24 protein-coding genes are annotated in these 25,182 nt (G+C 60.7%); 13 read left to right on the forward strand and 11 right to left on the reverse strand.

The window, feature by feature from the left end:
- Both B447_RS13455 and B447_RS13460 read left to right on the forward strand, forming a co-directional pair.
- Positions 1-1,462, forward strand: a 1,462-nt coding sequence (locus tag B447_RS13455) for an ATP-dependent nuclease (RefSeq protein ID WP_002941048.1), incomplete at its 5' end; no start/stop codon positions are given.
- On the forward strand, positions 1,455-2,852 hold the full coding sequence (locus B447_RS13460) for a UvrD-helicase domain-containing protein (protein ID WP_002941051.1): 1,398 nt from the start codon (positions 1,455-1,457) through the stop codon (positions 2,850-2,852). The genes B447_RS13455 and B447_RS13460, both read left to right, overlap by 8 nt.
- Positions 2,853-3,356: 504 nt before the next feature.
- Here the strand turns inward: B447_RS13460 and B447_RS13465 are convergent.
- The 3 genes from B447_RS13465 to B447_RS13475 form a co-directional block, all read right to left on the reverse strand.
- Entirely contained in the window at positions 3,357-4,313 is a 957-nt protein-coding gene (locus B447_RS13465) for a DNA-binding protein (RefSeq protein WP_002941067.1), read from the reverse strand.
- Positions 4,300-4,800, reverse strand: coding sequence for an endonuclease domain-containing protein (locus B447_RS21850; RefSeq protein WP_002941069.1), 501 nt, complete (start codon positions 4,798-4,800; stop codon positions 4,300-4,302). Before B447_RS21850 ends, B447_RS13465 begins: the two co-directional genes overlap by 14 nt.
- Before the next feature lie 1,269 nt (positions 4,801-6,069).
- Complete coding sequence (locus B447_RS13475; protein ID WP_002941071.1) at positions 6,070-6,738, reverse strand: SOS response-associated peptidase; 669 nt, start codon at positions 6,736-6,738, stop codon at positions 6,070-6,072.
- A gap of 174 nt (positions 6,739-6,912) precedes the next feature.
- Here B447_RS13475 and B447_RS13480 point away from each other — a divergent pair, with 174 nt between their 5' ends.
- From B447_RS13480 to B447_RS13510, 7 genes are all read left to right on the forward strand, one after another.
- Positions 6,913-7,164, forward strand: a complete 252-nt coding sequence (locus B447_RS13480) for a hypothetical protein (protein ID WP_002941073.1) — start codon at positions 6,913-6,915, stop codon at positions 7,162-7,164.
- Positions 7,161-7,607: a PIN domain-containing protein gene (locus tag B447_RS13485; RefSeq protein WP_002941075.1), complete on the forward strand. Its 447-nt coding sequence runs from the start codon at positions 7,161-7,163 to the stop codon at positions 7,605-7,607. The genes B447_RS13480 and B447_RS13485 overlap by 4 nt, the downstream gene beginning before the upstream one ends.
- Before the next feature lie 9 nt (positions 7,608-7,616).
- Positions 7,617-8,288, forward strand: coding sequence for a hypothetical protein (locus B447_RS13490; protein WP_037982814.1), 672 nt, complete (start codon positions 7,617-7,619; stop codon positions 8,286-8,288).
- Positions 8,289-8,321: 33 nt separating this feature from the next.
- The gene (locus B447_RS13495) at positions 8,322-8,813 is read left to right on the forward strand and encodes a hypothetical protein (RefSeq protein ID WP_198291805.1); all 492 of its coding nucleotides are present in this window, start codon (positions 8,322-8,324) and stop codon (positions 8,811-8,813) included.
- 69 nt (positions 8,814-8,882) lie between these two features.
- Positions 8,883-9,338 carry a type II RES/Xre toxin-antitoxin system antitoxin gene (gene parS, locus B447_RS13500; RefSeq protein ID WP_002941083.1) on the forward strand — a complete coding sequence of 152 codons (456 nt, stop codon included), beginning with the start codon at positions 8,883-8,885 and terminating at the stop codon, positions 9,336-9,338.
- Positions 9,338-9,805 (forward strand): RES family NAD+ phosphorylase, encoded by a 468-nt coding sequence (locus tag B447_RS13505; protein WP_002941086.1) that lies wholly within the window; start codon positions 9,338-9,340, stop codon positions 9,803-9,805. Before parS ends, B447_RS13505 begins: the two co-directional genes overlap by 1 nt.
- 13 nt (positions 9,806-9,818) lie before the next feature.
- Positions 9,819-11,006, forward strand: coding sequence for a tyrosine-type recombinase/integrase (locus B447_RS13510; RefSeq protein WP_002941088.1), 1,188 nt, complete (start codon positions 9,819-9,821; stop codon positions 11,004-11,006).
- Between the two features lie 193 nt (positions 11,007-11,199).
- Here B447_RS13510 and B447_RS13515 read toward each other — a convergent pair whose 3' ends face one another.
- The 5 genes from B447_RS13515 to B447_RS13535 form a co-directional block, all read right to left on the reverse strand.
- Positions 11,200-16,011 carry a DEAD/DEAH box helicase gene (locus B447_RS13515; RefSeq protein ID WP_037982815.1) on the reverse strand — a complete coding sequence of 1,604 codons (4,812 nt, stop codon included), beginning with the start codon at positions 16,009-16,011 and terminating at the stop codon, positions 11,200-11,202.
- 138 nt (positions 16,012-16,149) lie between these two features.
- Positions 16,150-16,656 carry a bactofilin family protein gene (locus tag B447_RS13520; RefSeq protein ID WP_002941092.1) on the reverse strand — a complete coding sequence of 169 codons (507 nt, stop codon included), beginning with the start codon at positions 16,654-16,656 and terminating at the stop codon, positions 16,150-16,152.
- Between the two features lie 13 nt (positions 16,657-16,669).
- On the reverse strand, positions 16,670-17,668 hold the full coding sequence (locus tag B447_RS13525; protein ID WP_232431624.1) for a hypothetical protein: 999 nt from the start codon (positions 17,666-17,668) through the stop codon (positions 16,670-16,672).
- A gap of 225 nt (positions 17,669-17,893) precedes the next feature.
- On the reverse strand, positions 17,894-18,304 hold the full coding sequence (locus tag B447_RS13530; protein ID WP_002941095.1) for a hypothetical protein: 411 nt from the start codon (positions 18,302-18,304) through the stop codon (positions 17,894-17,896).
- Positions 18,301-19,017, reverse strand: a complete 717-nt coding sequence (locus B447_RS13535) for a nucleotide-binding protein (RefSeq protein WP_002941097.1) — start codon at positions 19,015-19,017, stop codon at positions 18,301-18,303. The genes B447_RS13530 and B447_RS13535 overlap by 4 nt, the downstream gene beginning before the upstream one ends.
- Before the next feature lie 191 nt (positions 19,018-19,208).
- Between B447_RS13535 and B447_RS13540 the strand changes: the two genes are divergently transcribed.
- The 4 genes from B447_RS13540 to B447_RS13555 are packed head-to-tail and all read left to right on the forward strand — an operon-like array spanning position 19,209 to position 24,028.
- On the forward strand, positions 19,209-20,354 hold the full coding sequence (locus B447_RS13540) for a hypothetical protein (protein ID WP_002941100.1): 1,146 nt from the start codon (positions 19,209-19,211) through the stop codon (positions 20,352-20,354).
- Positions 20,347-21,537, forward strand: coding sequence for a hypothetical protein (locus B447_RS13545; RefSeq protein ID WP_002941102.1), 1,191 nt, complete (start codon positions 20,347-20,349; stop codon positions 21,535-21,537). Before B447_RS13540 ends, B447_RS13545 begins: the two co-directional genes overlap by 8 nt.
- Before the next feature lie 30 nt (positions 21,538-21,567).
- Positions 21,568-22,086 carry a hypothetical protein gene (locus tag B447_RS13550; protein ID WP_002941105.1) on the forward strand — a complete coding sequence of 173 codons (519 nt, stop codon included), beginning with the start codon at positions 21,568-21,570 and terminating at the stop codon, positions 22,084-22,086.
- Positions 22,079-24,028 carry a DEAD/DEAH box helicase gene (locus B447_RS13555; protein ID WP_037982817.1) on the forward strand — a complete coding sequence of 650 codons (1,950 nt, stop codon included), beginning with the start codon at positions 22,079-22,081 and terminating at the stop codon, positions 24,026-24,028. The genes B447_RS13550 and B447_RS13555 overlap by 8 nt, the downstream gene beginning before the upstream one ends.
- Here B447_RS13555 and B447_RS13560 read toward each other — a convergent pair.
- From B447_RS13560 to B447_RS13570, 3 genes are read right to left on the reverse strand one after another with little or no spacing between them, the layout of a single operon-like run.
- The gene (locus tag B447_RS13560) at positions 24,025-24,315 is read right to left on the reverse strand and encodes a hypothetical protein (RefSeq protein ID WP_002941108.1); all 291 of its coding nucleotides are present in this window, start codon (positions 24,313-24,315) and stop codon (positions 24,025-24,027) included. The genes B447_RS13555 and B447_RS13560 overlap by 4 nt on opposite strands.
- Positions 24,305-24,835: a lytic transglycosylase domain-containing protein gene (locus B447_RS13565; protein WP_232431625.1), complete on the reverse strand. Its 531-nt coding sequence runs from the start codon at positions 24,833-24,835 to the stop codon at positions 24,305-24,307. Before B447_RS13565 ends, B447_RS13560 begins: the two co-directional genes overlap by 11 nt.
- Positions 24,832-25,140: a hypothetical protein gene (locus tag B447_RS13570; protein ID WP_002941112.1), complete on the reverse strand. Its 309-nt coding sequence runs from the start codon at positions 25,138-25,140 to the stop codon at positions 24,832-24,834. Before B447_RS13570 ends, B447_RS13565 begins: the two co-directional genes overlap by 4 nt.
- Between the last annotated feature and the right edge of the window lie 42 nt (positions 25,141-25,182).

Raw genomic sequence — 25,182 nt, forward strand, 5'->3', positions numbered from 1 at the left:
GTACATCCGGGGGTGGACATCGGCGGGCGAACTGCGCGACGAGCCGGAAGGCGAAGACGAGCCTGTCCTGACTGTCCGCCTCACCGTCGACGCCACCATGGAGCCGACCTGGGAGCTGGTGTGTGACCGGGTCGAAGATCCGCGCACGCTATCGAACCGTGACCGAGCCTTGTTCGGGCTCGTCCGGCTCGCCGGAGAAGACGCCCGCCACCTCGCCTGGGGACAAGGCTCGGTACTCGCACGGCTGACGGGCGACAACAAGGAGGCCGCAGCGCGCCTAGCGGAGGCCTACCGCACGGCCCGAGCGAGTGCGAAGCTGGCAGAGATCGAGTCGCTGGCTGACGCGGCGGACTTGGCCGAGCGCTTCGCCAAGGGGCTTGGAGCCTACGTCGAAGGCGCCTACGAGCCTGGGCTGGAACTGGGGCGTTCTGGACTGTCTTCCGGCTCAATCGCACTGCATGACAGCGGAGTGCCGCTTCGGCTCGCGGGCTTGGGCACACGGCGACTGGCGACGCTCGCAATCCAGAAGTCTGCGATCGCCGAAGGCGCCATCGTGCTGATCGACGAAATCGAGCACGGGCTCGAGCCACACCGGATCATAGGCGCGATCGCCCAGCTCAAAGCCGACCAGGCCAAGGCGCTCGAAGAGCGTAAGCCCACCGGCCAGATCCTTATGACGACACATGCTGATGTCGCGTTGAGCGAAGCTGGGGCGGAGAGCCTCCGGGTGGTTCAAACCGCCCGTCCTGGCCGGGCGACCGCGATCGCCCGCCCGAGCTCTCCTGATCTCATCCGGCCGTTGATGCGATTTACACCCCGGGCGATGTTCGCTCGGCGCATCGTCGTAACCGAGGGAAATACCGAACTGGGGCTGCTGCTGGGCCTGCGCGAAGACTGGCCGGTTCGCCATGGAGGTCGGCCCATCGAACAACAGGGGGCTGCGGTTGCGGATGGCAACGGCGAGCAGGCTAGTTCGCTTGCGTTGGCGCTGGCTGGGCTCGGCTATCCGACGGCTATGTTTCGCGACTCCGATACAGTCCTCGCGCCGGCAACGATCGCCGCGCTGGCGGCGGCAGGCGTCCCCGTCTTCGAGTATGGCGGCGGCCTCAACACGGAGCAGGCCATCTTCTCGGCCGCAAACGATGAGCTCGTGCAAGCGTTGCTCGCGTATGCGCGGGAAGAACGTGGCGACGCCGCAGTCGACGATAACCTGAACACCCGAATTCCGGATGTGGGCATCGGCATGATTCGTGGCAACTTTGCTGATTGGTCCCTGTTGTCCGCGCTGGATGCGATTCAGCTCCGAGAGGCAGTCGCTGAGGTCGCCGCCCGCAAGAAATGGTTCAAAGACCAGCGAATCGGCCGAGGCCTTGCTCCGCTGGTCGCTCGCATCGCAGCGGCAAACGCCGCCGCTCCACTGGCAACGACCTTGGCCCAAGTCGAGGCATGGCTGTATGCCTGACGCGGCAGAGCTTTATGGGCTGGGGAACGCCGCCGTCGTCGCTCCCGCGGGCCACGGGAAGACCGAGATCATCGCCAACGTGGCAGCGATGGGCCGCCGCGCTCTGATCCTCACACACACGCATGCTGGCGTGCACGCGATCCGCACGCGGTTGAAGCGCCTTGGCATCTCCCGAGCCCAAGTGTCCGTGGATACCATCGCCGGATGGTGCATGCGCTACGCCCATGCCTTCCCCGGCGTGGCCCAGCCGCCCGATGGAATGCCACAGACCGCCGAGCAATGGAATCAGCTCTATCGTGGAGCGGCGTGGGCCCTGCGCGTCCACGCGATCCGCGAGGTCGTCGCATCCTCCTACGACCGCATCCTGATCGACGAGTATCAGGACTGTCATGGCTTGCAGCATGAGCTCGCAATCGCGCTCTCCTGCATCGTTCCCACGTTGATCTTCGGCGACCCAATGCAGGGGATCTTCGAGTTCGCCGGAGCGACGCTGAGCTGGAACGGTGAAATTCATCCAGGCTTCCCGCTAGCCGGAACACTTGAAACACCCCACCGCTGGGCTGGCAAGAACCCCGAGCTTGGGCAATGGATCGCGGAAACGCGCGAGAAGCTCATGCGCGGAGAGGTCATCGACCTGGCCGATCCTCGTATCACCTACCGAGAGTCCGACGACACCTTCGACATGGGAACCCTGTTCGAAGGCTTAGATGGCAAAGATGGCAGCTTCGCCGCCATTCATTGCAACAAGACTATCTGCTACAGACTGGCAAAGGCAGCCAATGGCGGATACCAGGCCATCGAAGAAGTTGCCGCCAACCGTCTGCGGGGGTTCGCGTCGGCGTGGGATCGGGCTGGCGATGAACGCGCGCGCGTGCAGGCGTTCATCGACCTGAGCAATGACTGCTTCCACAAGAAGGCCCCCGTCGATGGCGAAGCCCCTGATCCGGAAGATGCAGTGGTTCAGCAAGCGATGCGGGACTTGGTCCCGACTGTCGGAGAAGGCAACGGGGCAGAAGCCCTCGCTCAATTGTTCTCCCTGGCTCGTAAGCGTCCGCGGTGGAAACTCTACCGCAACGAGCTTTGGCGAGACGCAGAGCGAGCGGCCAATGAGGTCGCCACGGACCGTGCTGAGACGATGGCGGCGGCTACCCTCTGCGTCCGTCAGCGCGTGACCAACTCCGGTCGGAAGATGCCCAAGCGCACTGTCTCAACGCCGCTGCTCTTGAAGGGGCTGGAATTCGACCATGTGGTCATCCCCGATGCGACACATTTCGGCAATGAACGGCAAGCCCAAGCAAAGCTCTTCTACGTCGCGATTTCCAGGGCCACGCGAACCCTGACGATCGCGTCGTCGCAGCGCTTCGTCCAGTTCAACGCGCCGGCCTTGTGACCGGCCAACCAAGGTGGACCGCAGCCGGGCGGCGGCCGACTGTCTGATGTCGAAGGTGTACCAGTCGTTCGCGGTATCCGGGATTCAATGACGGCTGTCAGCGGATGCTGTCACTCGGGTCCAAACTGCGAATGACTCAGATCAGCCTTAACCGGCCGGATAGGTTTGACCGGCGAATGACTCTTGATGGCCGGGTCATGCCCCTGAGCCTCGTTCCCATCACCTGCCGTTCGCGACCGGGTTGTAGTCGGGTCAGCCGTCCGGTCTGTGGCGACCGCCGACCCGAGATAGAAATGGCGGCGGATGACCCGAGTGTTGGGTCTGCCCTATTTTCTGTTCAGAAAGAGCAAGTATGGTCAATTGCAGAAAGCGTGAGCCGGCAGCGCTGGATTGCGAGCCCGCCGGATGGATTGCAAGCCGGGTTGCAAGGAATGTGAGCCAGACAGCGAGGCCAGTTGCAGATAATCCGAGCCAGAAGCGGGTCTGGATTGCGAGCCGAGGCCGCTAGGATTGCAAGCCGCTACATGTAGCCTCATTCTCCTGCCTCTCCAACTTGGCCTGGAGCTGTTCTAGTTGGCAGGTGAGGGCGCTGTTACGGTTCGCAATATCATCTATCTGCGCCTGCTGGGCTGCACGAATCAGCCGTAGCTCTGTCCTTAGTTCTACGAGCTCGATATCGCGCTCGTGCACGGTGTTCCGCTGGCGCTCGATCAACTCGTCAGCACTTTTCGCTCTTGTTCTCATGGAGTCGATCTCCATAAGCGATCGACGCTCAAGATCACGGTAGTGGTCATCGGCCCTCTTCATTTCGCGGTCGTGCTCCTCAGCCTGCTTTGCGGCAGCTTCTCGCACCAACTTCACCTGAAGCTCGAAGTCCTCACGTTGAGCCTTGAGGTTGCGCTCGTGAGTGTCACGAAGGTGTGATAGCTCCTCCTGATGATCCATGTCTCGTTTCTGGAGGTGCCTTCTGAGTTCATCCAGATCCCGACGGAGGACTTTGACTTCCTCCTCAGCATCGGAGAGAAGAGTAGAGCGGTGCGACAGTTCCAGCCGAAGATCCACGTTATCCTGCTCGGACTTCGTCGCAGACGCCTTGGACTGAGCCAGTTCGGCCAGCACTGAGTCGAGCTTCTCCCGCATTTCGGATCTCATGTCCTCGTGCGCCTTGCGCTCCTTTGCGAACTGGTTATCCGCCTCCAGCGAGGCTGTCTCCCAGAACGCTTCCATCGCCTTCACGACTGATTCTGGCAGCGAGGGGATGACGCGCCGGCGGGCATGCTGGGCGAACACGTGCTCAAACCAGCCGTTCACGTCTTTCTGGACGTCGGTGTCCGAGCCACGTGGGTAGTGCATCTTCACTGAACGCAGCGAGGGTTTGATGCCCTGCGCGGAGAGCTGATCGCACACCTCCCACACAGCCTCGCGCCGGCTCTTCGGCTGTTCAGTTTCAGTCTTGTTCATGGCGAATCGTCTCCAGTAGCGCCTGGATTGAGTCCAGGCAAGATGCCAAATCCTTGCGAATGTCCCCGGCTGCGAACCTCAGCACGCGCCAGCCGCTGATAACCAGCAGGTTCTGCCGCACCCGGTCGCGCCTGAAATCCTCGAGGTGCTTCCCGTGATGTCGGAACCCGTCGACCTCCAGCGCGATGCGCGCCTCGGGCAGCGCCACATCGAGCCGGTAGCGCCGGCCTGGTACTGCGCCCTCGAACTCGCGCACCGCGGTGGGCCATCTCGCCACGACCGCATCCCAGAGCAGATCGTGCGGCGTCGGCCCCGAGCGCGACCAAGGTGGCCTGGCAGGCTGACGTCGGCTGTCCGCTGAACCGGGGGCAACGGCGGACGCATCGCGCAGCGCGAGCTTTTCTTTGGGCGTGGACAGCGGGGTCACGGACGCGATGCGCCACGCACCGCGACCGAGATCCTCCAGTGATCGAAAACGAAGGGACATGGGCAATCATCAGTCACATAATAGCCCTATCTAAGCATACTCGTGACGTTGCGCCAGCTATGTTATTCGTCACGTTTGTTACTTGCGTCAGCAAGCGTTCACGATAACGCCTATTATCATGAGTAAACACAACAGAAGGGCGTCGCCGGAGAATTTCAAAATAATGGAGACAGGTTGCGCGGCGTGGTATCAGCCGCGAACCCAGTAGCGGCGCGGAACTGGGTCGGCGCCAATATGGGGAGTGTCCATATATTTGACACCCACGAAGGCCGCTCTTTGCTTCACAAGAGGCGATCCAAAACGACAGCGATATCGCCTGTCGCCAGTTCAAGCCCCACGGTCAGCAGTACCGAGCAACCCTGGTAGCCGGTCGTGAAGGAGCATCCGAGTAGTACGGACGCCATCCAAGTTCCACGTGGCCATGCTTCTTTCTAGTCGTGATTGGCTAAACGAGCCAGTCCAGTTGGGTACCTTACGGATCGCGATAGTCTCGGTGTTCGACGCCAAGCTAACGTCCCGCGACGCGTCGAGACAGATAAGCAGCACCCTTGTGTTTGCCCAACGCTGCTCGGGTTTGCCTATAAAGCGCCCGCATCCCGCGTTTGACCAAGATCGGCTCGGCCAGCGTGCTACAAGTGGACTGAAGTAGCCATCAGGAGCCTCGCAACACATGCGAAGGGGCCACCCTGCCAGGGCCGATGTGTTCTTTGGAGAAGGCACAATGCCCCGATCAATGAGCCAAAATGCCAGCCAAACCCACTAAATACGGGACAAAAAAGTTCTCAAACACAAGGCAGAATGGTAAGTGCCTGTTTTTGAACCGATTTACTTATTTGCACTCGCTGATGCCCTCCGCTAATATCGACCGCGTCCCGTCAAGGCGGGAAGCGGGACCGGCGAAGGCTCACAAGGCCAGCAACCGAGCTACCGTCGCTCAGGAGATCCAAAATGGATACTTTTAGCGCATGGATCCTGATTGCCGCACACATGGTGATTGTTATTCACCATGTGTTGGAGGTGGTGGCACACCTTCCGAGCGGCATCAGGTAAGACGTAGGTACTACCCCTTAACGCCCTGGTCCTTTGCGGCCGGGGCTTTTTTTGTTAGCCGAGGCTAACGGGACGAACGTTACTGGCACGATCCTGAATCGTCAACGGATCAAGTGTAAGCTCGCAGCATCGTAGGGATCGTGTGACCGTATGGCTCCGGCTTGGAGTCCAACCCCTTGAGTACCAAAACCTCCAACAACAAACCAGGATCGCCGTTCGTTAAGTGACCACTGGAGCAACAAGCGCCACCCCCTGTGCTCTCGGGTTTCCGACAGCCCGGCTCACCGGATAGGCTTCCATCCCATCACCTGGATACTCACCGGCAAACGCCCGAAGTAGCTTGGAGTCGGTAAGACCGGGATCGAGCCATTGGGCATAGTCTTCTGGTTGGATGATCACCGGCATGCGTTCGTGGATTGGCCGCATGAGGTCGTTCGCCGCGGTCGTCAGGATAGCGAACGTGAGGACCTTCCCCTCGGGGCTGTCCCAGTGCTCGAGCAGGCCGCCGAAGCCGAAAAGCGACTCACCACCAGCGGGTCGGATGAAGTACGGTTGCTTGTACCCGGCCACTGGCACCCACTCGTAGAACCCTGACGCCGGTACGAGCACACGTGACCGCTTGAAGGCGTGCCTGAACATTGGCTTCTCCCCGGCGGTCTCGATCTTCGCATTGATCGGTTGCGCGAGTTTGCCAGGCTCCTTCACCCAGGACGGCAGCAGGCCCCATCGAGCGTCTATCAACTCAGGCTCGCCGCCCGCTCCCGCACGCACGACCGGGGCCTCTTGCGTCGGCGCAATGTTGAAGCGCTCCCGTAACTCCACGAGATCAACGCCGAACTGCTCTCTGAGGCGCGAATGGGGCCCGTAGAGGGCATAGCGTCCGCACACAGCTTTCTCCTTGTCTGGATAAGCGCTCGTCAGCCTACACCCTCGCCCAGTCCATGAAAATGCTGCCACTTACCTGTTTGGATATCGGCGCAGGCGAGAGCCCGAAACATCGCCTGAACAATCACGAACCTAGTGCTACACTAGAACCGTGTTACTGACGATCAGGAGATCATCATGCCCAACTTGACCATCTCGGCGGATGACGCAACGCTTCGCCGACTTAGGATCGAGGCAGCCACCCGTAACGTCAGCGTTTCGCGCTTTGTCGGTGAACTCGTGAAGGAAAAGTTCGCCGGGGACGACGCCTATGAGCGAGCGATGACCGATTTCTTCTCACGTGGTCCATACCTTTCACCTGAACCGCGTGACGACCACAGGTCGTGGCCTTCGCGTGACCAGATCTACGACCGCAAGGTGTTGCGGTGAATCTCGTCTTCGTCGACACGAACATCCTTGCCTACGCACGAGACCAACGGGACTCCCGCAAGCAGGCAATCGCCATGGACTGGCTGAGGGCGCTCGCGATTCACCGTACCGGCCGTCTGTCCTGGCAGGTGCTGATCGAGTTCTATGCGGTGGCGACGCATCCGCGAAAAATGGCCATGGTCGAGGCGGCGGCACAGGCAGACGTGCTGGCCCTACAGGCTTGGAACCCCCTGACGCCGGACAGCGAACTGCTGCAGCGGGCGTGGATTGTGCAATCCAAGTACGGATTCTCCTGGTGGGACGCAATGGTGGTGAGTGCTGCACTTATTGCCGGATGCGGCACATTGCTCTCAGAGGACCTGCAGCACAGGCAGGTGATCGAGGGTTCCCTGACCATCATCGACCCCTTTGCCGCTGACGCCCCCGCGCCTCCCACCGAATAGGTAACCCCGATGCCTCCTCCCCCCGACGTTGCTGCCCTTCTCGATAGCTTGGGCCTTGCCATCGGCACCCATCAAGTCGAGATCATCGATTTTCCTCAAGCGGAGTCAGCGTACGTTCACCACACGCGAATACCCGTAGCCGCGGTGGGATACGCCTTGGTGTCGCCGACCTTTGCACAAGGGCGCTTCCCGAAACTTACCTTCATCGAACTGATCCACAAGCTGCCCGCGATGGACGAGATCGAGGCCTGTACGTTGGCCGCAGTCTGCAACGTCGAGGTACAACCGCCCTTCTGGTCCAATCCCGAACCCTTTGGTATCCACCTCTGGGCGATGATCGAGCGCTACGACCTAGGCGCATTCTTCCAACGGGTCGAGCACCCCTACGGCAGCCGCGGCGATCACTTCCTGATGCGTCCGCGCGGATTCGAATGGGCAGACCCCGACAACCCCGAAATTCCGGGTGCACTGGATCAGTGGCGAGCCGAGTACCGCAAGCTTCCCCCGTATCGTCAGCTACTCGTGGCAACGATCCTTCAACTCTACCTCCAACGCGACGACGAATACTGGATGCGACGGGTGCCGAAGACGTGGCACGCGGCTCAAGGCATAGCCATCCTGAAGGAGCACGGTGCGTTGCACGATTGGGGCAAGCTGTGCGCACTCTATCCGGGGTGGTAGCGTCGGATTGGTCGCAACCCAATGGAAAGCAACGTGAAACGCATATCCCTTCTGTCCGGTGCGGATATCCAGAAGCTAATCCTCGCCAAAGGCTGGACGATCCGCGATGTCGCCCGCTATTGGGACGTGAGCAGACAGCGGCTCTACCAGGTGTTCAAGCAAGACGCCCCTGCCCTGCTCTGGGTCTGCGCAGTCCAAGGTCTGCCCGAAGCCTCGCCCGATCTCCTAGTGCTTGCCAAGTCCCGAACAAAGGAAAAGCCAGGGCACCAGCGCCCCGGCACCAAGCCTGCGAGCAGCCTGATCACCCAGGCGGTCGGGTTCTCCGTGGGCGACATCCTGATGGCGTCCGACTACATCGGAGAGATCGCTGACGAAGGTGAGGAAGGCGTGATCACCGAGATAAAGCGCGCGGGGAACTACTGGAGCTTCCTCGTCCGGTTCGATCGCGGCGAGGACTGGTTTCCGGAAACGCACTTGAACGACAGCATGGCGCCGACTGGCCGGCAGGCGAGCGTCACTGTGTGAGACAACGCATAGACGCACGCGCCAAATTTGCCTAAACTCGGACCAAGCTGGCTTAGAAAGGATACATTCATGCTCCCCTCTTCCCGTACGGTCACCGCTTCCATGGGCGCCGTCCGTCTGCTCGGGGGTGAGGCTGTCCTTCACGCCATGCCACGCGTCCCGATGGAATGGATTCCGCTTCTGCGCCAGGGTTTGCCTTCAGCCTCGATCGACGAAGCGATTCGGCTGACACGAATTACTCAGACGGATCTTGCGCGCGCCCTCAACATCCCCGAGCGCACCCTGGTTCGTCGCAAGCGCGAAGGCACGCTCTCGCCCGAGGAGTCGGCCAAGCTCGTCCGGTTTGCCCGGGTCGTGGAACGCGCTGAGATGGTGTTCGAGGATGCGGAAGACGCACTGAGCTGGATCCAAAGCCCCAACGCCTCGCTCGGCGGGGTGACGCCTCTGTCCCTTTTGGACACGGAGATTGGCGCTGAAAACGTGCTCGACACGCTCGGCCGCATCGAGAACGGCGTCTTCGCTTAATGCGGATCGTTTGGCGAATCACAACCGCACGGTTCGCGGCATCCGCCTTCAGCGGGGAAGGTGCGCGGCTGTACGGTGGCCGCTGGAATCCGAAGGGCTGGCCGATGATTTACACCGCCGAGTCGCAATCCCTGGACTTGCTCGAGCTCATGGTCCAGGACGATCCACTACGAGCGAACTACGTGCTGATCCCTGCGCAGTTGCCGGCCGATCTGCCCGAAACACGAGTTGATACCGAGTCACTGCCCTCGGAGTGGCGAACCATTGGCGCGCGGAGCTCGCTTCAGGAGATCGGCCGCACCTGGATCGACAGTGGCGAAACGGTGGTTCTGAGTGTGCCCAGCGCCGTGGTGCCGGCTGAGCGCAACTACCTCCTCAACCCAAGGCATCCAAACTTCACCCGCATCCAGATCGGCGCCCCGCTCTCGCTCGAGGTCGACACACGGCTGCTGCGCAACCTGGCTTAAAGAGGCGATCCATATGATGACGGCCCCCTCCCCTTGCCTCCCGGAAGTATTCAAGTCGCTCGAGATCTCGCTACTTCAAGCTCCCGCAGCAACGCCTGTTGTCGGCACCGGACAGCGTACACCCATCATCCGCGCCAGCAACGATCGCGAGGCGGCCGCACGGTTCCTGCTCGAATTCCAGGATTCGCCCCACACGCACCGGGCCTACAAGCGTGAAACCCTGCGCCTGCTCATGTGGTGTGAGGCCATCGCCCTGAAGTCCTTCTCCGACTTGGTGCGTGAGGATGTCGATGACTACTTCGCCTTCCTGTCCGCTCCTCCAGATGACTGGATCAGCCCCGGCCGGCACGAAATCGGCTCACCCGAGTGGCGCCCCTTCCGCGGGCCGCTGCAGGGCAGCTCGTTGCGCTACGTGAAGCTCGTCTGCGATTCACTCTTCTCCTATCTGGTCGAGGCGCACTACCTCTCGGCGAACCCATTCTCCTTGGCAAGGAAGCGGACGCGGGAAGTCGCAACCAACGAACCGATTGCACCGCCCACCGCACGGCGTCACCAGTTGCCCGACGACGCCCTGCAGCTCGCCTACGAGTGGATAAACGCGCTCCCCGACAAGACCCCCAGCCAGCGATGCCGGAAGATGCGCTCTCGCGCCGCGCTCTCACTTTTCCTGTTCACCGGTGGACGCCTGAGCGAGATTGCCAGCGCCAACACGCAGAACCTCGCGCATGAAAAGGGGAGATGGACGCTCTGGGTCATCGGCAAGGGCGGAAAGAAAGCGGGCCTGCCGCTCCCCCCTACCCTGTTTCGGGATCTCACCGAGTACCGGCTAGCCAACGGGCTGCCGGCCTATCCGACGATGGGCGAACGAAACCCCTTGCTCTCCAAGCTACTGCAACCTTCCGAGGGCATCTCGGACAACATGGTCTATCGCGAAGTGAAGGCGATCCTGAAAGGCGCGGGCAAGATCGCGCATGAGCGCGGGCGGGATGACCTTGAGCACCTGCTCAAGCACTCCTCGACCCACTGGCTGCGCCACACAACCATCGGTGCGACGGTCGAGGCGACACAGGATCTGCAACTAGCCCAGCAACTCGGCCGGCACAGTTCCGTGGCCACAACCACGATCTACTCGACCATGGCCGACGAGCAGTTCCACGACAAGGTCAGCGAGACGCTGGAAGGCGTCTTCGGTTCACTCTAAGGACGAGCTTTACTCATCCTCGTCCTCATCGTCACCCATCCGGCGTCGACGCCGGCGGCTGCGACATCGACGGTCGTCTCGACGGCCGTCGCGGTGACGCTCACCGCTGTCGATGCAACGGTGACCGCAGCGTCAGAGACGGCAAAGACCGAACAACCATTGAGGTTAAAGAAAAGCAGGAACCAAGCAATACTTATACGACATGCTCTTTGAGGGCAGGCAGGCTTTGTATGATCCGGGCGCTCTCCAGGCTCACACGCACGATCCGCTTCAGCAGATCGACGATGTACCGCGGATCCTCCGACCACTCGTTGGGGTCGTTCTTGATGCCTGAAGCCTTGTCGACCGTGACCTGGTAGCGCTCCATGATCCACTCAAGCGCCGGCTTGCCGTTGACCACGTACTCGTAGGCCTCAAGCGGGATGTCACGCAGCACCAGGTGCGGGTTGTAGACGATGACGCTCTTGTCGGGCTTGCCGTCCTTCTTCCCGAAGGTCATCTTCGTAACCAGGTAGTCGTCCGGCTCCATGACCAAGCGCTTGGCTTCCTCGGTCAGCGGGAAGGGTTCGACCGTCTCGTAGTTCAGATGCCATTCGCCCAGCTGGCGACCGGCGTTCAAGAACGCGCGAAAATCCGCGGCGAAGGGAATGCGCGGAAGCATCTTCTTGAGGTCCGCCGCGAAGCGCTGCTTATATTCAGGCGAGTGCAGGATCCCGTAGACGTACCAGAAGATGTCTTCCTTGCTGATCGCAGCGTCGCCGTAGTGCCCGCGGAAGGCTTCCAGCGCCCAGTCTGTAATCGCGTCACGGCGGACGTAACCATCGGTGTCGGGAGCCCCTATAGAAGAGAACATCTCGCCTTGGGGCTCAGCACCATCCTCAACCTTCTCATACCAGTAGAGAGGGAAGCACTGGCCAGTGTCAGTCAGATGCATGTTGGGGACATGATCAGTGACGAGAACTGAATAGCCTTTGCGGTCAGCAACGCCTGTGCTCGAGATCACGACATTACGATGCCGTGGGGTAGGAAAGAGCTTTGGAACTTGGTAAACGCGCTCATTCAGTCGGCGGTTGAAATACAGCCACTGTTTGTTGAATGGCCTGTACATGCTCACTACTGCCGAACTCACGTCATAGTCGAGTGGTTTCTGGCGTTTTGCATCTTCTTTTAGGTTGTGCGTCCAACTGATCCTCTTCTGATCGGCATCGACCACACTTTCAAACTCAGGATGCGGCTCGTTCTGCTGACCTGCACATAGTTCAGCGTACCGCTTAAACTCAGCGTTGTAGATGCGAAGCATCCCCTGAACGTTGTCGGTGAGGACGTCGAAACTGGCGTTGTAAACCCATGGGTCACGATTTGTGACGACCCCCAGAGAGTAAAAGTCAAAGATGACATTTGCTCCGAGACCATCCTTCTCGCCCATCATCATGAAACGCTCAAATGCTGGGTCGCGTTGATTGGCCCAGTCTCCTTGTGCATTAGGGGTGAGCCTCTGCCAAGGCATCTCATTGAAAGAACCGAAGGACTCGATGATGTCCAGCTTTTCCTGCTGACTCAGGCAGTCTCCGATGTCGTGGTAGAGCAACTCGCAGGAACCAACGTGAGTTGGATCTTTCACCATGATGGTGATAGCCACCGGCGTCCTAGAACCGGAATCGAAGATGCCACCCCCTTCCTTACGACGCTCCTCGCCTTGAGTTCTTGCATCCCCACGCAAGTTGAAGACGTACAGGTGGCTGAAGTCCTGCACCAACGACTTACGCAAACCATCCATGTTGTTGGCGTCAAGGAAGGAGCCATTGGTCACAAACGCCACCACGCCCCGCTCGGCGATGCGGTCAGATGCCCAACGAATCGCACGGATGTATGAGTCGTACAGATTCTTTACTAGCTTTGCTGAGGAGCTCGCGGCGTAAGACGATCGTATGGCGGAATCAAGTGTCGGATAAGCCAGATTCTTGTTGTTATCGCTCTCGCTATCCTGCTGCGCCGAATACGGAGGATTCCCCACGATCACCCGGATCGGCTGCGCCAATTGGCGCTCGGCCCGGGCGTTGTTCTCCGGCAGTACAACCTTGTCGACGAGGTCGTTCTCCTCGGTCATTTGGAAGGTGTCGACCAGAATCATTCCATCGAATGGGCGGTAATCACCGGTCACCGCGTGGTATGCGGTTTCGATGTTAATCGTGGCGATGTAGTAGGCCAGCAGCACGATCTCGTTGGCGTGCAGCTCGTAGTCGAACTTGTGCGGCAGGTGCTCAGGATCGATCAGGCCGGACTGGATGAGTCTCACCAGGAACGTCCCCGTGCCGGCGAATGGATCGAGGATCTGCACACCGGAACTTGCGAGCGACTCCCCGAAATGCTTGCGCAGCGCTGCATCTGCGCTTTTCAGGATGAAGTCGACGACCTGAACGGGCGTGTAGACGATGCCCAGCCGCTCGGCCATCCGCGGGAAAGCGTTGTGGAAGAAGGTGTCGTAGAGGTTGCGGATGATGTCCTGCTTGGACTTGTCGCTTTTGGCGAGACTGACGCGCTCACGGACGTTCTCATAGAACTTGTCGAGGCCTTCGGTCTCGGAGGCGATCGCCGACTCGCCCAAGCGATCCACGATGCGCTGTAGCGCCTTGCCGACCGCGTTGTGCTCGGGAAAGTTGGTGGCCGCGAAAAGCGCCTGGAACACTGGCAGGGTCAGGATGTGCTGGGCAAGCATCTCCACCGCTTCGCCCCGGGTCACCGCCGGATTGAGCGTGTCCTGCAGCCCTTTCAGGAAAACCTCGAACTCCGTGGCAAGCGCCGCATCGCGCGCAATCAGATCTTCGATACGTGCGATCAGGCGCTCGGCCACCTGGCCGATGCTCTTGGCCCACTCGCTCCAGTATTCGCGATCGCCGAGCTTCTTCGGAATCGCCGCATAGACGGCCTCGTTGATCGCATCGATCGGCAGATCTGGGAAGTCGAGCGGGAGCATCTCGCTCTCGCCGCTGCGCTGCTCGCCCGACTTCTCGCCCCCGCCGTCGATCACCGCAATCCGGCGCCGGAACTCAGCCTCGTCGACCAGGCTCTCGTCGTGCGCCCGCAGCGCCTTGATGACCTTCCAGATGCCTTTGAACTGCGGGTCGCTGTCGATGTAGGCGTTGTAGTCCTTTACCTTCTCCGAGGGCATGCACACCGGCAAGATGATGTAGCCGTACTTCTTGCGGCCGGTGCGATCCTTTCGCATGACGCGCCCGACCGACTGGACGATGTCGACGATCGACTCCCGAGTGTCGAAGAAGACCACCGCATCGAGGGTTGGGACGTCGATCCCCTCGGAAAGACAACGCGCGTTCGAGAGGATCCGGCAGTCGCCCGCCTCGAGGTCGGCCTTGAGCCAGTCGAGGGCGCGCTTCCGAGTGAGCGCGTTCATCGTGCCGTCGACGTGGTCGAGGTCGCAGCGGACCATGCCGGTCGGCTCGGCGCCGTCGTGGGCCTGCTGATAAACGGCGACCAGATCCTTGAAGATGTCCGTCGTCTGCTTCGAAAGCTTGATCGACTTGGAGAAGGCCACCGCCCGGCGCATCGGCTCGACGTCTTCGGTGAGCGTCTCTTCCTGGCCGTCCTCGCCGACTGCCACCAGGCCCCGCTTGGAGAGGCCCTTCCAGCTCCCGATGATCTTGGTCGCGAAGTTGATATCGATCGCCTTTTTCTCGTCCAGGCGGTAGGCGTTGTTGAAGTTGTTGGCGAGCTTGGCCATCTCGTTTTCACGGACGGCGACGATCAGCACCTTGTACTCGGAGAGCAGATCGAGCTCGACGGCCTTGCCAAAGCCGAGCCGGTGGAACGCGGGACCGAAGGTCTCCTCGTCATCCATCGAGAAAAGCACCGCATCGGAGTTGTTCGCCTTGGTCTTCGAGGCCTCGGCGTAGATCCGCGGCGTGGCCGTCATGTACAGCCGCTTGGCGCCGATGATGTTCTCGTTGTGATGGACCTTTACGAACTCCGACGGGCTCTCGCCCGGCAGCGTCAGGCCGGTCGTGCGATGGGCCTCGTCACAGATGATCAGATCGAATGCCCCCAACCCCTGGCGCTGGGCGTCAGCCACCACCTGGATGGATTGGTAGGTGGAGAACACGACCGTGCGCCGATCGGGCGAGAGCACGCTCGCCGCCTGGGCGACTTTGCGGGCATCGGTGGTCGCAGGGTACGCCAGGTCGTGCGTGCTGATGTCCTCCTCGTCCTTGCCGACCTTCGTATCCGAGCACACGACAAATGCATGGAACGGATCGATCGCCTCCGAGGACCACTCCCGAAGCGTCTGGCCGACCAGCGAGATTGATGGCGCCAGGAACAGCACTCTGCCCGGGGCCGGCGTCACCTGCTCCATCAAGCGCAGCGAGGTGAAGGTTTTACCGGTTCCGCAGGCCATGATGAGCTTGCCGCGATCGAGCTCCTGGAAGCCCTCGATGATCTTGGCCACCGCCTCTTTCTGATGGGGCAGGAGTGTCTTCTTATCCCGCAGCCGAATGTCCTGGATGCGTTCGAGGCTAAACTGCCTCCAGTCGATCGGGCTCTCGGCTAGATCCTTGAACCATAGGCGCGAGACCGGAATGGTCTGGTTCTCGAGCGCTTTCTCGGCGTTGCTGCTCCACTTGTCGGTCGTGGAGACGATCACCCGGTGGGCAAACGAGCGTTCGCCCTGGTTGGTCGTGAAGCGCTTGCCCGAGGCCGTGAAGAAGGAGTCGATGTCGGCCTTCTGTAGCGCGTAGCCTGGATCGAAGAACTTGCACTGGATCGCCCAGTAATCGCCCGTCCCACGCTCGCGGGCGACCAGGTCGATGCCTACATCCATGCCGCTACGGTCCGGCCACTCCGACCACAACCAGACCTCGGCGAGCCGGTCGGCGTACTGCGGGTCCGTGAGCAGGTAGTTGGCGATTAGGCGCTCGAACTTGTCGCCCATCTCACGATTGGACCGGGCCGCTTCGCGGAGCTCGTCGAGGATGTCATTAAGAGTAGTCATGTCCAATCAGCCTTGTATCTATCTTGGCTATTGTATTGCATGGACTCTCTTTGCACTGCACCGTCATCTCATCAGTTGTGACTTCCACAAGAAGAAAGGGGGGGCAGAGCCCCCCCCTTTCTCCCAAGACAGGATCTATTACCGAGCGCCCGTCTTGAACTTGATGATGCCGCGCGCATCATCGGGATCATCCTGCTCAAGCTGCTGCTTCGTCGGGGACTGAATCGTTTCAATCGATCCCGAGATACTTGCCCCGTCATAGACGACAAATTTGCCGCATCGGATTTTGCCGACGACGACGGAACTGGGGGCCAGAACAAGCGTGCCCTGAACTTCGATATCGCCCTCTACCTCGCCAAGGATGAAGGCACGAGGGCCGATGAGTGAACCTTCGATGCGCGCTCCCTTAGAAAGGATGCACAACCCGTCCTCGGTACCGAAGGTCACGTTTCCGGCAATCACGCCGTCAATCTTCAGTCCGTCCGCGAAGGACAGATTCCCCTCGAGTCTCGAGTTTGCGCTGATCACCGAACTGACCTTCTCGTCGATGGGGTTGATGCTGATCCGCTTGGGAGCATTGTCCTGCCGGATCATCGAGAAGTTGGTGCGCTGGTTGCGTTGAGCTAGCTGCATGTTCGACTCCATTCGCCGCTCCGGATCAGGGTTTCACACGGATGACACTGCGATCGGTGATGACCGTCATGGCCACCGCATCGATGCGCTCGATGCGCTCGCCCGACGGTAGGAGGTCATGCACCCGATACGCGGCATCCCGGCCACCGGTACTGACCACCAGCTGTCCGTCGGTAAATGCACGAAGACCGATCTGGGATGCGGTAACGACCATCACGTCACGCACCGTCTCGGGTTCCTTACTGGACGGCTCCGAAGGCTTCGAGCGTTGAGCGGTTTCGGTCTTGCGCTGTACAGGCGCAGACGCCTTCTTCGTCTCAGCAGGAGGGGCCTTCTTGGTTTCAATGGTAGGGTTGATCGCTTCCGGCTCGACCGGCTTATCCACCTTGGGTACGGACGCAGCCGGGGCTGGTGCGGGTTGGGCGCTGATCGGCGCGGGCGCGGAAACTGCAGCTTGAACAGGGGCGACAACCGGAGCTTCGATCACCGCTTGAGGAGCAGGCTGCATCTGTTGGACCTGCTGAACTGGAGCCGAGACTATCGGCTCGGCGGCGACCGGCTCACCTCCTGCTGCAACGGCCAGAAGTTCAGCTTCTGCTCCGATCTCCCCAGCAACTAGCGCGGATTGGGGCGCTGCGGCAACGGCTACTTGCGGCGGAGCTGAATCGGGCATGGCTTCCGTCTGTACCGGGTCGACCGGAAGTTGAACAGCCGTAACGGCTTGCTGCGGCACGGCAGCTTCCGGAAGGGCAAAGGGGTTGCCTGCCGTATTCGGGCCTCCTTCCAAACCCGAAAGCACCGCGAGATCCAGCTTCTGGTTGTTGCCTTCCAGAAGCGCATGGACTTGCGGGAACTGCAGTGCTGCAACGCCGCTGATCACCACCCCGGCGAGCGCTAGAGCGAGAAAAAGCTTCTTGCGGCTCTTCTTCGGCGGCAACTGCTCGACAAACTCGGTATCGATCACGTCTTGGGGTTCAAGATCCAGTTCGATATTGGGTGCGCTGCTTCCACCCATGTTGTTCATGATGATGGAGTCGTTAAAGCCGTCTCGCGACATACATTCCTCTTAGGTTTCGAGTCCAGGATTTCCGCGGCACGGCGCGCACAGCGCCAGTTGCGGACCACAGACCAGCCTCTCACGAGTCTTTCCAATTGCAAGGCCCGGGCGTGGCGCCTGCTGCTAACTCGAGGAAGTGTATGTCGCCGAAAAAATCAACAACCCTTCACAAAGCACCCAAAACCAAGGGTTTTATGGGGCATCTGCCTTAGTTACTCGCATCGTGCCATCCGGACTCCGGCCAGTCTGGAAGCCACGCTTGACGAAAAGGGTGTCCAGATGCAACCTCAACGCCTCCATCACGATCGAGGTCTGGCTCGCACCGTAGGTCGTCTGCGCCATCCACTTGAGCATGAGGTACTCGTGCTCAGGCATCTTGATCATGACCGTTTGCTTGTATCGCGGGTCGCCGCTGACCCAAGGCATCTCACCCTCCTCCCCTACCCCAGCAGACGGAACAAGAACGGGCGTCTCCACGGGCGCTGTCGGCTTGGCGACGGTATCGCCACGCTCGATGAATGCCTGCGCCGCAGCCGACTCGATCAACTCTTCCTTTGGTTTGCTCAGGGGCGGCGGAACGATTCTCTTCATGTCCGGCTTCACGGATGCACTCCTTCAATCAAGCTCGATGCCTCGGGCCGCTCGCCGGCGAGCACCTTCATCAACTCGGTATGTACGGATTCCATTTCCATCTGCGCGCGTGCAAGTGAATCAGCCTTGCCGGGCAGCTCATGCACCGCTCTGCCCTCACGCGCCGCAGTGATGAATGAACTCCGCTGGCACACGAAGTGCGGACTTACATAGAGACCAGTGTAGGCGGAGAGGAACTCCCGCAGCGCTAGCACCTCCTGGCCACGGGCGGCGGGCGATGGGCTCAGGCCGTTCATCACCACAATCACCTTGAGTCCCTCGTTGATCGATCGCACATTCGAGATTAGATCCTCGAAGTCCTGATGGAACACCCACGCATCAAAGTTGCTGGGTTTGACTGGGTACAGCAGCACGTCGGCGACCACCAGCGACGCACGAAGCTCGGGCGAGTTGTGGCCTGGTGCGTCGATGAACACGTGCTCGTAGTGCTTTGCCATCTCGACGGCCGAGCGCTTCAGATCCCCACCCGTCTTTTCGATTGCGACGACCTCTGGGGTCAGACCCCGCGACGCTCGCAGCGCCACCCAGTTCGACGATGACCGCTGAGAGTCCGCATCGATCAGCAACGACCCCAGGCCCTTCGCCCGGTGCAAGGTGATCAGGTTCGTCGTAATGGTGCTCTTCCCACACCCGCCCTTGGATGAGCCGACAACGATGATTGGCACAGGGAATACCTCCTAGTGTAGTGAGCGCACGCTCGACCTTGCAGAACTGATGATGTACAGCATTCTAGTTGAGCAAGCACCAACATGCCGGCCCATTTAGCCTAGTCTGCTATATCTAGCCTAGACAGTATAGATTACTGCTGCTAGAGTTTAGCGCATAGGCCATACTGTCTGTTCAGGAGTAGTTCAAGATGACTAGCCCACTCGTGCTGCCCAAGACTGCGAAAGAAGCGCAAGAAATGCTGCGCGCTGCGGGTCTTCCGGAACTGACGCCAACAGTGATTGCAGAGATCGTCAGCAAAGAGGGCGAGGACTTCAAGCAGGCTCTTGCCACGGTCGCTCAGGGCAACGTCGACCGCGAGAATCCCAGCCTGCGCTATTTGTTGCAGATAATCGGCGCCTGCGTGCCGGCCACTCGAGCCGTACTCGAACGGCTGGGTTTGCGCGGCGTCGCACTGAGCGCGCTCATTGAGATCAGCAAGGCCGAGGGCCGAACCTTCGCGCAAGCCATCCGGGCGATCAACGGCAATGAGATGTCGGCGGAGAACGCACACGTCAGGCAGTACCTGACCCGAGTGGTGAGCCCCCACGCCACCGCGTCCCCTGAGGATCACGCCCCGACCACAGCGACTCCGTCGCAGAGCGCACCTCATCCGAACGCGCCGCAACCCCAATCGCGCACGGAGGCGCCCACACGTCAGTCGCACCCGCAGAGCAGCCAACACGCTCAACGTCAAGGTTCGGTGACGCCATTCCCAGCTCGAGAACGTCACGAACGCCGCAACGCGGGCAGCGGACAGCCCACGACCAGCCGCGCCTCCCAAGCAAGCGGCGAAGCCCCTGATCGCAGGTTCACCTCCGTTCATCTGTATGCCGGCAAGGCTGCGTTGTGCTTCAGCCCAGACGAGACCCGCAAGGACACCAGCCCCACAGTGCGCGTCGAAGCTGCGAAGGTATCGGGTCCCCGGCAGTACGATTGGGGCTCGAAGGTGAGCTTCCAGATGACGGTGAGCGAATTGCCGCTCGTCTTCGGGGTGCTCTACGGTCTGATTCCGAAGGTCGATCTCACCGGTCACGGCGTCGAGAACGAAAAGAGCATGAGTATCGAGGAGCAAGGCGGGAAGTTCTTCTTCTCGATGCGCGTTCGCGGCGGCACTATTTATCCGGTCCCCGTGCCGGCCAAGGATGCCTACCCGATCATGACCATGCTCCTCGAGCAGATGCAGAAGAACGCACCAGGCCTGCCCACCGCGCAGATCATTCAGCTCGCCAAGCGGGTCTGCGATATGTACCGGAGCGGCTTAACCGAACAGCAACCGCGCGTCGCCAATGGCTAAGCTGCTTCGAAACTGGCCGGCACTAGCCGGCGCGCTGGTAGGTTGGGCGGCTTGGGGGTATGGATTCACCCCCCTGGCCGCCCTCTTCTTTCTACTCTGGGGTGCGGCTCCCAACAGAGAAGTTGCGTACCTCACCGCGCTGACCTACTACCTCGCTGGTTCGCGCGTCATCCCCGGCGCGGCGGCCGTGTTCTTCGGGGAGAACACCAGCCTTCTCTTGGGCATTGGCTTGTGGCTCGTCGCTGCAGGCCTCCTGGCACTTCCGTGGGGACTACTCCATTGCGCGCAGGGCGGATTGCGTAACGCCTGGCGCCCTCTTGCTGCCCTCTGTCTGGTGACGGTCCCGCCACTCGGCTTTGTTGGTTGGCTAAACCCCCTGCTGGGCACCTCCCTGCTCCTGCCTGGACTGGGTTTCGTGTCCCTGGTCGTCGGCCTCGTTCTGGCCATCTGGCTCTCGCTGCTGCCCGCTCGCCGTTGCTCCAGATGGAAGTCAGGGTTGATCGCCGTGTTGATCGGTCTGATTGGTTTAGCCGGCCAGCCCAGTCCGACCTCAATGCCGGGCTGGGTCGGACTCACCACACATGAGGGCAAGACGCCCGAAGAGATGAGCGACCGGATGATCCGGTACAGCCGAACCCAGGAGCTGGTTGAGTCCGCAGTTCGCGAAGAAGGCACCAAAGTAGTCGTACTGCCAGAGCAGTTCCTTGGCAGATTCAATCTCGACACGGAACGGGCGCTTCAGTATCTACTCGGCCCCATGCTCGCGGAACGGTCTGCCCATGCGCTCATTGGGGCAGCACTCCCTACTGGCGAGGGCAAACAGACGGCGAACGTGCTGATGCACTTCGATGGCGCCCACTGGTCACCGATCAAGGCACGCTTTGCTGTGCCCGTGAGCATGTGGAAGCCGTGGGCCGACGACACGACCGTGATCAACCCGACCGACCTACGCCTCTTTGAAGTGGCTGGCCAGACGGCTCATGTGTCCCTTTGCTTCGAGGACTACATGTTCTGGCTCCATCTTGGCGTTTTCATGACCAACAAGCGACCAGAGGTGATCATCGCGGTAGCAAACGGCTGGTGGGCCCAGGATGGTAAGGCACAAGCCATTCAGGACGAACACATCAACGCGTGGGCGCGAATCTTCAAATTGCCACTCGTACGCTCGCTCAACGCCTCTTGAATTTTCGGCCATCCGTGTGACGATCATTGCATGACCAGCAATCCCACAACCTCCGATCCCGTTCATGCCTTGCGCGAAGCGCGGCACAAGTACGGCCTCGCACGCCTGCACATGGGCGTGCTGCTCGAACACATCCGTAACAGCAAGGGATGGGAGGGCCACGCGGAAACCTTCACGAGCTTCCTTGAGGAGTTGTGCATCAACCAGAGCGCCGCCTACCAGTACATGCGGGTGGCCCGCCGCTTCTTCTTCGAGATGCCGCTCCCCGATGCGGCGCTGACAGCGATGTGCATGGCCAACATCAGCACACTCGATCTCGCCAGCCGTGTCGCCAACGAAGAGAACCTGACAGAAGTGGTGAGCATCGTCACGGCGCTAAACGAGCGCGACGCGAAAACTTCTCTCGAGGAGATGCTCAACGCAGAACACACTCGCGAAATGGGCGCGAAGCTCGAGCCGCGGCTTGCCAAGGTGCTTCGTCTCTACCGCGAGCTTCCAGACGACCAACGCATCGACCTGCGAAATGCCCTTCGGGTGAAGCATGAGTAATGACTCCGAGCCGATCACTCCAATGGCCGCGATGCGCAAGGTCGGGATCACGCACGCTTTCGAGACGCTACTATGGGCGCCTAGAAAGCACGTTGATTACACCTGCCTGTGCCAAGCAGTCGCGCTGCCTGACATGATCGATCAGCGCGTGATGCTCGAGATTGTCATCGGCAGCGAGCCGTTCAAGCATCCGACGAAGAAGGGGGCGTTCCACATCTGGGTCGTTGATGGTTCCGGCTGCGAGCACCGACTCACCGTGTTTGGTGATGTGCGTTACACGCCCTGGAAGCAGATCCCAGTGGGCGATCGTGCCTGCGTTGTGTGCAAGCCGTCGCTCTACAACGATCGGATCTATCTGAACGGGCCTGAATTGGTACCTGCCGAGTGGGCGCATCGCGTCATGCCGGTGTACGCAGGCAAAGCCGGTGTGTTGGCGGCCGCGGTGGTCGCGAAGGCCGTTGGAGAGACGATCAAGGATAGCGCCGTCGTGGCTGAAACCTGCTTTGCCATCCGTGAAGCCTTCAGCGGCATGGAGGAAGCCGACATCCTCCAACTCGCCGGCATCAAGGGCAACTTAGCGCTGCTGCTTTATGGTTTGCACAATCCACGATCCATGCAGATGGCCGAGTGGGCGATGACCGCAGCGCGAAAGCTCGCGGTTGCCTACGTGAAGCACAGCGCCGAGCAAGCCTCCCACCGCCCCCTTCGGATGCTGACAATGATTCGCACGAGCGAAGAGGACGTGCGTGCCCTGATGGCTCGTCTACCCTTCGCCCCGACCATCGGTGAGCGCTCGCAAGAACAGGCTATAGTGGCGATCGCACGGCTCCTGGCCGAGCCCTACGCGATGGATGCCATCCTCTCGGCCGACGTCGGTGTAGGCAAGACACTTTGCTACATGGTGCCCTCCGTCGCTGCGCAGGCCAAAGGCGCGCGGGTGTGCATCCTCGTCCCGAACACGATCCTCGCAGAGCAGATCGCGGGAGAGTTCCGCCATTGCTTCCCGGAGAGCCCTGTTGCGCTCGTGACCGACGCCACCAAGGGCGTTGCGATAGCCTGGGATCACAACCCCATCATCGTCGCCACCACGAGGATTTTCTCCGTGGCCAAGCGCGCGAAATGGCACCCAAATCTGCTGGTGATCGACGAGCAGCAGAAGATGTCAGTCGAGCAGCGCGAAGCCCTCTGCACCGAGGACACGAACGTGCTCGAGGCCTCCGCGACGCCCCTGCCTCAAACGCTCGCCCTGCTGCAGTACGGAGGGAAGGATCGCATTGAAGTCGACAAGCGCCACGCCCAGCAGACCATCCACTCCTACGTGGTCGATCAGTCCCATCGACAGCGCATGTTCGCCAAGCTCAAGAAGACAGTGGAAGCAGGCTACCAGGTTGCAGTGATCTACCCTCGCGTCGAAGGCAAGAGCGATGATGACGTGAAGTCCGTGATCACCGCAGGCGAGCGTTTCGAGCGCCTGTGTCCTGGCCAAGTGATCGTGCTGCACGGCAAGCTCTCCACCGAGGCGAAGCTCGAGGCGATGCAGCTCGCCCGCGAAGGCCAGAAGAAGATCGTCGTGGCCTCCTCGATCATCGAGATCGGTATCACCATCGAGAACCTTCGCATGCTCATTGTGGTGGAAGCCGACCGGTACGGTGTGAGCACCTTGCACCAGTTCCGCGGCCGGCTGGCTCGTAAGGGGGGTGAGGCATGGTTCTTCGCCTACTTGCCTCGTGAGGTCGAGGAAGAGACCCTGGCGCGCGTTAAGCTACTTACGCGCACGACCAACGGCTTCGAGCTGGCTGAACTCGACATGCAACAACGGGGTTTCGGGGATCTGGGCCGCGATGGGACGGCTACCAGCGGCAAGGCTCGCACGCTGTTTCGCTCGATCGAGCTCATGCCCGAGGATTTCGAGCCGGCTGACGCGGCTCGCGCCGCAGCCTAGCCGCGGCGGCAAGCCCGAATATAGAAGAAGAATACGGCCACACAACCCAGCGTGACCACGAGATCCATCGGCCAGTAACCGATCCGGTCATGCATCACGGCAAAGCCCAGACTGTAGCCCGCCACCAAGGGGGCTGCCTCTCGCAGCGCCTTGCCGTCGACGAGCCAGGGCGCGACTTTCACCAAGAACGGAATCACCACGCCTGGCGCCCAGCCGAGAGCGGCTGCATGGACAAAAGCCGGCAGCATCATCGAGGCGTTCAGGAGGTGGAGATCTTCAGCGTGCATTGTTGGCTTGAGGAGGCAGGTTGCGGAACACCCTCTCCGCATACAACTGCTGCTTGGACGGTGTGACGGCGTTGTAAGCCCCGATCGCCTTCCAAGTGTTGCCGTGGCGCTCCATATTTTGCGACAGGATCCAGCCGGCGACGTCAAGGCTCACGCACGGATCAAACAGGTGCTCTCGAGTGATCCCGAACTTCGCAAGCTTCGGAAACCAGAACGAGTTAATTTGCATCATCCCCACGTCCTCACTGCCGTTGGCATTGGACTTGTTCACGGCGCGTGGGTTAAGCCCTGATTCGGTCTTTGCAATCGAAAACAGGATGTAAGGATTCACTCCCCACTTGCGGCCGACGCTCTCCCAAGTGCAGGCCGCCGCAGCCGCCGTGCGCGAGGGCTCGGATGCGGCCGCAGCGACCGACGCCTGGGTCACTGGACGGGTGTTGTCGAAGTCGAGCTTCGCTTGCTGGTTGGCCGAAGCGACCACCGGCAAGAGCATCAAGATGAGGAGCGGTAAAGGTTTCATCCGTTGAACAGCGAAAAAAAAGCGATGCCGAGGCCAAGCCCCAGCACCGGCGTCGCGAGGCGGGACATCCCGCGGCTGGAACGCCGGGCGCCGGCGGTAAAAGGATCGATCCCGTTGGCCGCCCGCATGCCGGCCTGATACACCTCGCTCACGCTCATCGTGCGGGCCGTGTCGAGGTGCTTCTGGGCGTAGCGCTCGTAGAGAACCGACCGCCCGTCGTCGCGCCCCTCGATGGCAGCCTGAACGCTGCGCGGGTCATCGTCTGCGAAATCTTTCATGAAGTAGGTGCTGCGGATCTTGCTCATGGTGCTTCTCCTGTCAGTGCTTGAGGACATCCCTCACCTTCA

The organism is Thauera sp. 27, from assembly GCF_000310125.2.
Lineage (GTDB): Bacteria > Pseudomonadota > Gammaproteobacteria > Burkholderiales > Rhodocyclaceae > Thauera > Thauera mechernichensis.

Excerpts from the sequence above, each read along its gene's own strand:
- B447_RS13460 (WP_002941051.1), top strand. The coding sequence starts at position 1,455 with ATGCCTGACGCGGCAGAGCTTTATGGGCTGGGGAACGCCGCCGTCGTC.
- B447_RS13465 (WP_002941067.1), bottom strand. The coding sequence starts at position 4,313 with ATGAACAAGACTGAAACTGAACAGCCGAAGAGCCGGCGCGAGGCTGTG.
- B447_RS21850 (WP_002941069.1), bottom strand. The coding sequence starts at position 4,800 with ATGTCCCTTCGTTTTCGATCACTGGAGGATCTCGGTCGCGGTGCGTGG.
- B447_RS13480 (WP_002941073.1), top strand. The coding sequence starts at position 6,913 with ATGCCCAACTTGACCATCTCGGCGGATGACGCAACGCTTCGCCGACTT.
- B447_RS13490 (WP_037982814.1), top strand. The coding sequence starts at position 7,617 with ATGCCTCCTCCCCCCGACGTTGCTGCCCTTCTCGATAGCTTGGGCCTT.
- parS (WP_002941083.1), top strand. The coding sequence starts at position 8,883 with ATGCTCCCCTCTTCCCGTACGGTCACCGCTTCCATGGGCGCCGTCCGT.
- B447_RS13505 (WP_002941086.1), top strand. The coding sequence starts at position 9,338 with ATGCGGATCGTTTGGCGAATCACAACCGCACGGTTCGCGGCATCCGCC.
- B447_RS13510 (WP_002941088.1), top strand. The coding sequence starts at position 9,819 with ATGATGACGGCCCCCTCCCCTTGCCTCCCGGAAGTATTCAAGTCGCTC.
- B447_RS13515 (WP_037982815.1), bottom strand. The coding sequence starts at position 16,011 with ATGACTACTCTTAATGACATCCTCGACGAGCTCCGCGAAGCGGCCCGG.
- B447_RS13520 (WP_002941092.1), bottom strand. The coding sequence starts at position 16,656 with ATGGAGTCGAACATGCAGCTAGCTCAACGCAACCAGCGCACCAACTTC.
- B447_RS13525 (WP_232431624.1), bottom strand. The coding sequence starts at position 17,668 with ATGAACAACATGGGTGGAAGCAGCGCACCCAATATCGAACTGGATCTT.
- B447_RS13540 (WP_002941100.1), top strand. The coding sequence starts at position 19,209 with ATGACTAGCCCACTCGTGCTGCCCAAGACTGCGAAAGAAGCGCAAGAA.
- B447_RS13545 (WP_002941102.1), top strand. The coding sequence starts at position 20,347 with ATGGCTAAGCTGCTTCGAAACTGGCCGGCACTAGCCGGCGCGCTGGTA.
- B447_RS13550 (WP_002941105.1), top strand. The coding sequence starts at position 21,568 with ATGACCAGCAATCCCACAACCTCCGATCCCGTTCATGCCTTGCGCGAA.
- B447_RS13555 (WP_037982817.1), top strand. The coding sequence starts at position 22,079 with ATGAGTAATGACTCCGAGCCGATCACTCCAATGGCCGCGATGCGCAAG.
- B447_RS13560 (WP_002941108.1), bottom strand. The coding sequence starts at position 24,315 with ATGCACGCTGAAGATCTCCACCTCCTGAACGCCTCGATGATGCTGCCG.
- B447_RS13565 (WP_232431625.1), bottom strand. The coding sequence starts at position 24,835 with ATGAAACCTTTACCGCTCCTCATCTTGATGCTCTTGCCGGTGGTCGCT.
- B447_RS13570 (WP_002941112.1), bottom strand. The coding sequence starts at position 25,140 with ATGAGCAAGATCCGCAGCACCTACTTCATGAAAGATTTCGCAGACGAT.